The 9689-nt window shown below is 70.1% G+C and carries 2 protein-coding genes; both read right to left on the bottom strand.

Translation table 11 applies throughout. The features are described 5' to 3' along the window. On the bottom strand, positions 1-8215 hold an 8215-nt coding region (locus HUA75_RS09870; protein WP_174486217.1), incomplete at its 3' end, for a non-ribosomal peptide synthetase. A gap of 26 nt (positions 8216-8241) precedes the next feature. Further along, complete coding sequence (locus HUA75_RS09865; protein ID WP_174486216.1) at positions 8242-9687, bottom strand: condensation domain-containing protein; 1446 nt, start codon at positions 9685-9687, stop codon at positions 8242-8244. Positions 9688-9689: the final 2 nt, after the last annotated feature.

Genomic DNA, 9689 nt, shown 5'->3' with positions numbered 1-9689 from the left:
CCACGCACAGCCCCACCTTCACCTCGGGGCCTACCCCCATCCCTCTCAGGTGGTGCGCCAGCTGATTCGCTCGGCGGTTCAGCTCTCCGTAGCTCAGCCTCTCGCCCTCGTACTCCACCGCCACCGCTTCCGGACTGCGCCTCACCTGCTCCTCGAAGAGTGACGCCAGGCTTGCCTCTCGCGGGTACTCCACGCGTCGGCCGCTCCACTCCTCCACCAATACTCGCCGCGCCTCTTCCCCCTGCATCGGCAGCGTCCACAGCCTCGCCTCCGGCCGCGCCACTCCTGCCTCCAGCAGCACCCGAAGGTGCTCCACCATCACCTCCACCGTCCTCCTCTCGAAGAGGTCACTGTTGTAGTTCGCCACCACCGCCACTCCGTCCTCCGCCTCCTCCACCACCAGCGACAGGTCGAACTTCGACGTGGTCCCCTCCGCCGGCATTCCCTTCAGCGTCAGTCCTTCCTGACGCAGCTCCGTCACCGGCGTGTTCTGCAGCGTCAACGTCACCTGGAAGAGCGGGCTCCGACTCAAGTCCCTCTCAGGCTGCAACTCTTCCACCAGCTTCTCGAACGGCACGTCCTGATGCGCGTAAGCGCCCAGCGTCGTCTCCCGCACCTGCTTCACCAACCCCGCGAAGGTCTCCTCTCTCTTCACCCGCCCCCGCAGGACCAGCGTGTTGACGAAGCACCCGATCAGCCCCTCCGTCTCCGTCCGCGTCCTTCCCGCGATGGGCGCGCCCACGCACACGTCTTCCTGACCCGCGTACCTGCCCAGCACCGTCTGGTACGCGGCCAGCAACACCATGAAGGGCGTAGCGCCCTCCCGCCTCCCGAGTCCCTCCACCGACCTCCAGAGCGCACTCCCCCACAGCGCCTTCACGAAGCCGCCTCGGTACGTCTGAGTCGCGGGCTTCGGCCGGTCGGTTGGGAGCTCCAATGCGCGCGGAGCGCCCTTCAGTTGGTTGCGCCAATAGGCGAGCTGTCGCTCCAGCTCCGCCCCCTGCAACCACTCCCGTTGCCACACCGCGTAGTCCGCGTACTGCACCGGCAGCTCGCTCAAGGGAGACAGTTGTCCCTTCGCGTACGCCTCGTAGAGCGCGCCCACTTCCCTCACCAGCACACCCATCGACCAGCCGTCCGACACGATGTGGTGCATCACCAGCACCAGCACGTGCTCCCGCTCCGACAGCTTCACCATCACCGTCCGCAGAAGTGGCCCTGACTCCAGGTCGAACGGCCGCCGGGCTTCCTTCGCGATGCACTGCTTCACCGCGCCTTCACGCTCCGCCTCCGGCAACCCGCTCACGTCCTCTCGCTGGAGGACCCACTCCGCGCCCTCCGCGATGACCTGAACGGGACCGCCCGCGCCCGCACGGAACGTCGTGCGCAACGATTCGTGGCGACGCACCAGCGTCGAGAAGCTCCGCTCCAACACCTCCACAACCAACGGGCCTTCGATTCGCAGCGCCGCGGGGAGGTTGTACGTGTCCAATCCCGCCTGGAGCTGATCCAGGAACCACAGTCGCTGCTGGGAATACGACAACGGCAGCGGCTCGCTTCGCGATACGGGCCGCAGCGGCGGCGGCAGAGCACCCTGCTCGGAACGGAGCGCCTGCTCCACGAGCACGGCCAACGTCTCCACGGTGGCGGACTCGAAGATGCTCCGCAGCGACAGACTCACCCCGAACGTGGCGTGGACTCGCGACGCCACCTGGGTCGCCAGCAACGAGTGCCCACCCAGTTGGAAGAAGTCGTCCCGGATGCCGACACGCCGCTGCCCCAGGAGCGACTCCCACAGCCCCACCAGGACCTGCTCCGTCGGAGTCCTCGGCGCCACGTACGAGGCCGACTCCGTGGCGTCCACCGACTCCGGAGCGGGAAGCGCCTTGCGGTCCACCTTCGCGTTCGGCGTCAGCGGCAGGGACTCCAACCGAATCAGCACCGAAGGCACCATGTACTCCGGCAACTTCGTCCTCAGCAGCGCCTTCACCGCCACCAGGTCGGGCAGCGTGTCCGCCACCACGTACCCCACCAGTCGCTTGTCTCCGGGAACGTCCTCCCGGACCACGACCACCCCATCACGCGCCCCAGTCACCTGCTTCAGCGCCGCTTCCACTTCGGCCAGCTCGATGCGATGGCCCCGCACCTTCACCTGAGCGTCCTCGCGGCCGTGGAAGCCCAGCGTCCCGTCCAGACCCATCCGGACCAGATCGCCCGTGGCGTACATCCGCGAGCCCGCGGGGCCGTCCGGGTCCGGCACGAAACGCATGGCCGTCTCCATCGGCCGTCCCGTGTAGCCCTGCGCGACACCGACACCGCCGATGTACAGCTCTCCCAGCGCTCCAGGCGGCACAGGCCGCCACGTCGCATCCAGCACCTTGCAGCGAGTCCCGGGAAGCGGTCGCCCGATGGGCTCACGCCCCAACCCCAGGGCTTCGGCCTCGTGGAACGTCGACCAGATGGTCGTCTCGGTCGGGCCGTAGACGTTGAAGAGTCGCCCGCAGTGGCGTCGCAACGTCGCCGCCAGCTCACCTTCCAACGCCTCGCCTCCGCAGAGCAGCGTCAGGTCCTCGCCGCCCACGAAGCCCGCGGCCAGGAGAAGCCGCCACGTGGACGGAGTGCCCTGGACCAGGTTCACCCGCTCGTCGCGCAGGAGCGCATTGAGACGCTCGCCATCCAGCCGAGGTCCCCGGGTCGCGACGACGACACACCCTCCGACAAAGGTGGGAAGCAACAACTCCAGCAGCGCGATGTCGAACGACAGCGCGGTGTTCGCCAACATCCGCGTGGACACCGTCGCACCCACGCGGGACGCCATCGCCCCCAGCAACTGGGTCAGCGCGCCGCGAGGAACCATCACTCCCTTGGGCCGCCCTGTAGAACCCGACGTGTAGCAAAGGTACGCGGGCAGCTCGTCCGGGAGCAGCCCCGCCTCCACCACCGCGTCTCCGGCCTGGGCCAGCAAGTGCTCCACCGACACGGTCTCCACGCCCGGCCCCACCCGGTCCCGCGCGTCGTCAACGTCGCTGACGATGAGCCCCAGGCCCGCGTCCTCCACCATGAAGCGGTGACGCTCCATCGGATAGGACGGGTCCAACAGGACGAAGGTCACCCCGGCCCGCAGGGCCCCCAGCACCGTCACCACCGTGCGCGCCGAGGGCCCCATGAGGATGCCGATACGGCCACCCAGCCCCACCGCGCTTCGCAGCGCTTGCGCGATGGCGCTCGCCTCCGCTTCCACGCGTGCGTAACTCCAGGCCGCCCCCGCATCGCTGATGGCCACGGAATCGGGACGGGTGCGCGCATGTCCTGCCAACCGCCGGTCCACGCTCTCGTACCGCCCCGCGGAGGCTCCCGCCCCCTGCGACACCAAGGCACGCTGCTCCGCGGGCGTCAGCAGCGGCAGCGCCGCCACCGTCACCGAGGCATCCTCCGCCAGCCCCTCCAGCAACCGCTCATATCGACGCGCCAGGGACTCGACTTCCTCGCGCTCGAAGAGGTCCGTCGCGTACGAGAACGAGCAGCACAACCGCGCGCCCTCCAAGGTGATGGAGAGCGACAGGTCGAACTCCGCCGCCGCCGTCCTCACCGCCAGGGACTCCAGCTTCAGTCCCTGGTGCTCGCTCTCCATCAACTGGAGTTCCAGGAACGCGAACCACAGTTGGAAGATGGGAGTCGTCGACAAGTCTCGAACGGGCTTGAGCTTCTCGACGATGCGGTCGAACGGCACCGCCTGACGATCAAACGCCGCAACCGACGCCTCCCTCACCCGTCGCAGCAGCTCCACCCCGGACCGCGTCACGTCCACTTGCACGCGCAGCGCCAGGGTGTTGGTGAAGAAGCCCACCAGCGCGTCCAGCTTCGGGTCCACGCGGTTGGAGACCGGGGTCCCCAACGTCAAGTCATGGTCCCGCGAGTGCCGTGAGACCAGGGCCGCGAAGCCCCCCAGCAGCACCATGAACAGCGTGCAGTCCTGACTCCGGGCCAGCCTGCGCAGCTTCTCGACGAGCGGCGCGGAGAGCTGGCTGAGCACCACATCGCCCGCGCCGCTCCTGCGCGACGGTCTCGGCCTGCTCGCCAGCGTCTCCACGGGCTGCTGACCGCGCAACGTGTCCAGCCACTGGTCCAGTTGGGTCCGCATCCCCGGCGAGTCGACCCACTGCTGCTGTGCCACCGCGTAGTCGCGGTACTGAAGCTCCAGCGGACGCAGCGGCGACGCCTCACCGGAGACCGCCGCGCCGTACAGCGCCGTCAGGTCGCTGGTGAGCACTCGCATGGACCAGCCATCCGCCACCAGATGGTGGAAGACGATGACGAGCACATGCTCGAGTTCCCCCAAGCCCAAGAGCGCCGCGCGCACACACGGCCCCTCCGCCAGGGAGAACGGCCGCTGCGAGTACGCGCGAATCCAGTCCTCCAGCTCCTCCGCCGACATCTCCTCGAACGGAAGCAGCGGCAGCTCCACCGGGCGTCGCACGTCGAACCACTGCACAGGGCGTCCGCCCACCGCACCGAACCGGGCGCGGAGCGGCTCATGTCGCTCCACCAGCGAATGGAGTGCCCGCCGCAACGCACCCACGTCCAGCGGTCCCCGAAGCCTGAGCGCGATGGGGATGTGGTACGTGGCCTTCCCGGGCAGGAGCTGTTCGAGGAACCAGACGCGCGCTTGCGCGGTGGACATCGGGTAGTGCTCCGCCTCCGGCGCCCGCTCCACCACCAGCGCGTCAGCTCCCGCCCCTTCACTCCGGAGCCGCTCGATGCGCGCCGCCATGTCGCGGAAGATGGGCGTCTCGAAGAGGGCGGAGACCGGCAGGTGCACCTGAAGCGCGGCGTTGATGCGCGCCATCAATCGCACCGCCATCAGCGAGTGGCCGCCCAAGCCGAAGAAGCTCGCGCTTTCGTCCGGAAGCCGTCGCTCCAGCAGGTCTTCCCAGATGCCTCGCAGCAAGGTCCCCACGGTCCCCCCGCCGCTCGGAGTGGCGGGCGCGGGGCCGTCTTCGTCACGCGCGGGCTCCCAGGCGGACAGGGCCGTGAGGTTGACCTTTCCGCTGGAGGTTCGCGGCAACTCGGGCACCACCCGGACGTCCGAGGGACGCATCCAGGGCGCCAGCTCGCTGGCCGAGAAACTCGTGAGGTCGCGGACGAGCGCCTCCGCCCGCTCCGCTCGGAGCGGCTCGTGAGTCCACTGTTCGAGCGTCACCGGCAACAGCACCGGAGCATCCGGAGCCAGTGGCGACTGGGGCAGGCCCAGCACCAGGTCGAAGCGCGCCACGTCCTCGACGCGCAGTCGGCACTCCGCGGTCAGCCCCAGCGCCGCCGCCTCCGCCAGCAGGTGCTCGGGGTCCACGGCCTCTCGACGCCGAGGCGAAACCCCGCGCAGCTCCTCCACCGTGCGTTCCGCGCGCGCGCCCTGGGCCAGGACGGAGGTCCGCTCCAGGACAGTCACCAGCCGCGCGTTCGGAATCCCCACGACACGCAGCGGAAGCGTGCCGGTGCTCAGCCAGTGCTCCAGACCCTGCCCGGGCTCCCAGGAGACCTCCAGGAGGGGCACCGTCTCCCCAGGGGCGCCCACGTGCAGCACCGCGTCGTATCGGAACTGATTCAGCTCATTCGCTGTCGCCCCGCCTCGCACCAACAGGCGCACTCCCGAGAGCCGGGGGAGCTCTCGCGCCAACACCTGGAAGAAGCGTGGATCGACGAGCAGCTCCTCTTCGAGCTGCGCGGCCCGGCTCGCCTGTCGCTCCAAATCCTCCAATGACGTCTGTCCGGCCGCCCGCGACAGCGCGACATGCCGCTGGAAGTCCGCATGGAGACCCAGGTGTCGCACGTCCCCCACGTAGACAACCCCGCCGGGCCGTGTCGCGGCCACCGCATGGCGCAGCACGTCCACCAGGTACGCCGCGCTCGGGAAGTACTGCACCACCGAGTTCACGACGACGACATCGAAGCGCCCCTCGGCGTATCCGCCCTCCTCCGCCTTCCGCAACAGCAACCGCGTGCGCCCCGCCGCTCCCACGCGTCGGGCTCGCGCCGCCGCCGTCTCCAGCGACACCGGCGAGACATCCGTGGCCCAGTACTCCTCACACACCGGAGCCACGTGTTCGAGGATGGCTCCCGTTCCGCAGCCGATCTCCAACACCCGGCGCGGCCGGCGCTCCAGGATTCGCGCGCACGTCGCGGCCAGCCACTCGCGCATCACCTCGCGCGGCATCGCCTCTCCCGTCACCGCGCTGGACCAACCAGCGAACTCCTCGTCGGGACGGGGCTCCGACTTCAGGGCCTGCTCGAAGGCCAACAGCCACCGGTCCACCCGCTCCCGCTCCAGCTCGGGCCTGCGGTACTCCCGTCGGTCCACCGCGTACGTCACCAGCCGCGTCTCGCCGCCCGAGGTCGCTCGCGCCGCCGTGCACACCTCCGCCACGCTCGGATGTCGTCCGAGGACGCCATCCACCTCGCCCAGGTCGACCCGCGCGCCGCGCACCTTTACCTGCCGGTCCGCGCGCCCTCGCAGCAAGACACGACCATCCGCCAGCAGGACCGCCCTGTCCCCTGAACGGAAGGCCCGCGAGCCAGGAGGCCCCAGCGGATCCGGGACGAAGCGCTCCGCCGTCTCCGCGGGCGCGAGGTGATAACCAAGGCCCACGCCGACACCGCCGATGAGCAACTCCCCCTCCACCCCCGACGGCAGGGGCCGCACCCACGCGTCCACCACCACGCCCGTCACCCCCGCCAGCGGCAGGCCGATGGGCACCTGCGTGCCCAACTCCTCGACGTCGTCCACGACGTGCATGTGGCTGCACACCGTCGTCTCCGTCGGCCCGTAGGCATTGACGAAGCGAGCGCGTCCGACGAAACGCTCCGCGAGCTCCGGCGGGCACGCCTCGCCCACCGACATCACCACGGGCCAGCGGTCGTCGCAGAGCGCCTCCGCGTCGACCAATCGCAGGATGGAGGGCACCGCGCAGATGTGGTCCACCCGCCAGCGACGGGCCGTCTCCACCATCACCGCCGGGTCCACGTGAGCGCCCGCGAAGACGAGCGTCCCCCCACGGAACAGCGTCAGCGACAGGTTGTAGAGAAACGCATCGAAGGCGACCGAGCCCACGTGCAACGCGCACTGCCCACCACCCGCCACCCGATGCATGGCGTGCGCGAGCCACAGCAGCCCACCCCGCGTCACCATCGCCGCGCGCGGAGTCCCCGTGGTTCCACTGGTGAGGGACAAGCAGGCTGGCAGCAGCGGCTCCGCGAACAACGGCCCCCGCAACGCGGGGCGCTCGGGGTCCACCGTCTCCAATGCCAACCGCCGCACCCTCGGCGCCAGGTCCTCGGGCAGCAGTGCGCCACGGGTCACCACGAGCGAGGCCCGCACCGTCTCCAGCAGGCTGGCGGTGCGCTGCGCGGGCACGCGGGCATCCAGCATCGCGAAGGTCCCACCGGCCGCGAGCACCGCCAGCGGCGCCACCACCAGGTCCATCGGGTCCTCCACCAGCACGCCCACCACCTGCCCGAGCACCCCTTGTTGCCACAAGGCGTAGCCCAACCGCCTCACCGCGCCATCCACCTCCGCATACGTCCACGCGCGCTCGCCATGGGCCAACGCCACCGCCTCCGGATGCGCCGCCACCATCGCCGAGAAGGCCGTCAGGCAGTCCTCGCCCACACCTTCGGCGGGGACCTCGCCCCGCGTCGCGTGCTTGAGGGCCTCCAGCATCTGCGCGTCGAGCAGGGGCAGTCGCGCCCAGTCCCGCATCGGGTCCTTCAGGGCCGCGTCCAGCACCGCTCGGGCCGAGCGCGCCAGACTGGCGCCGCCATCTCCGCGTCCTTCGAGCGCGAGCCCTTCCCCGGTCCTCCGGATGACCAGCTCGGGAATCGCGCCGGAAGGCACGGTCGTCGTCACCTCGCCGCCCATGGGGACCAGCCGCACGCGCGCCACGGACGCGGGGTCTTGCGCGGGGGAGGCCGAGCCACGGCGCAGCGCCCGGTGGACTCGCACCACCAGGTCCACGAAAGCCTCTCGCGTCACCGGAGGACAGGCCACCAGCACGGAGCGGCTCGGCCCTTCCACCAGGCAGCGGGACGCGTGCTCCGGCCTCGCGGTCGCGAGGGTCGCCAGCCACGCCGCGAGGAGCACCGTCTCCTCGCCCGTTCCATGCTCACGGACGAACGCCGCCAGGCGCCCATCGAGGGCACCATCACGAAGTGTCACTGTCATGTCGCTCACCCCAGGCTTCCGGCCACCTACCAACGGAATTCCTGCTCACATGGGCCGTCGCGCGGAGGCTCCAGGATGGCGTCGAGCGCCATCAACCTCCGGCCGAGACTCTCCGCGCCCAGTCCCTCCACCGCCCGGCAGACCTCCTCCAGGGCGGCGCGCATCGTCTCCTCGCCGTAGAGCTCCGGGTCGTACCAGAGCTGGAGCGTCAAGGTCCGCGCGTCCTCCTCGCTCTCCACCGCCAGGAGCGCGACGTCGAACTTGGAGCCCGCGCGCTCGTAGCGCAGCCGGCGCAACTCCAGCCCCTCCACGACGTGCCGCTCCGCGCTGAAGTTGTGGTACGCGAAGAACACATTCACCAGCGGCTGCCGACTGTCGTGTCGCTCTGGCTGGAGCTGCTCCACCAGGCGGTCGAACGGAAGCTCCTGGTGTTCGAGCGCGCCGAGCACCGTCTCCCGCACTCGCGCCAACAGCGTGAGCAGGCTCGGGTTGCCCGAGAGGTCCGTCCTCAACACCAGGACGTTGACGAAAAAGCCGATGAGCGGCTCCAGGTCCTTGCGCATGCGACCCGCCACGGCCGAGCCCACCGAGATATCCAGGCTGCCACTGCGACGGTGCAGGATGAGCAACCACGCCGCGAGCAGCGCCATGAACCGCGTGACGGGGCCGGAGTCGTCTCGAAGCGCGGCCCCTGCTTCGGCGCGCAGGCGGTCCAGGCTCGCCGTCGAGAGCTGGCCCGCGACATAGGCACCGTCCAGCCGCGACACGCGAGGTCTCTGCCGGTCCGTTGGCCAGTCCAGTTGCATGGGTGCCCCCCGCAGCCGGGACACCCAGTAGCGCTCCTCCTCCGCCAGCTCCCCTCGCTCGAGCCGTCGCCGCTGCCAGGCCGCGTAGTCGGCGTACTGGACGTCCAGCACGGGCAGCCCGGCCCCCAGCGGCCGGCCACGAACCGCGTCGCCATACAACGTCGCCAGCTCCCGCAGCAGCACGCGCACCGACCAACCGTCGGACACGATGTGGTGCGAGGCCACGACGAGCACGTGGCGCTCCTCGGCGGTCCACACGAGCGAGAAGCGGATGAGGGGACCTCGCGACAGGTCGAACGAACGCGTGGCCTCCGCGTCCAACACCTCGCGAAGCCGTCCGTCCGTCTCCTCTTCGGAGGGCGAGCGGAAGTCGAGGACCTCCAGCTCCGCGGGCCGTGGCTCCAGGATGCGCAGGCTCGGCTCACCGGCTGTCTCCGCGATGACCGTCCTGAGCACCTCGTGACGTGCGAGCAGGTGGTCCACCGCGCGCCGCACCGCCACCACGTCCAAGCGCCCGCGAAGCTCCAGCACGACCAGGGGCTCGTTGTAGATGGGATTGCCGGGCGCGATGCGGTCGATGAACCAGAGGCGCTGCTGACCGTAGGAGAGCTGCAGCCGCTCCGCGCGGGAGACACGCTCGAGGCCGGACGTCTCGCTGCTGGGCATCC

It is taken from the genome of Myxococcus sp. CA040A (assembly GCF_013336725.1).
GTDB classification, from domain to species: Bacteria; Myxococcota; Myxococcia; order Myxococcales; family Myxococcaceae; genus Myxococcus; species Myxococcus llanfairpwllgwyngyllgogerychwyrndrobwllllantysiliogogogochensis.
The sequence above is the reverse complement of the archived record's forward strand: the minus strand, read 5'-3'. Positions and strand labels throughout refer to the sequence as shown.

Coding starts and splice junctions, on each gene's coding strand:
- HUA75_RS09865 (WP_174486216.1), bottom strand. CDS start 9,687: ATGCCCAGCAGCGAGACGTCCGGCCTCGAGCGTGTCTCCCGCGCGGAG.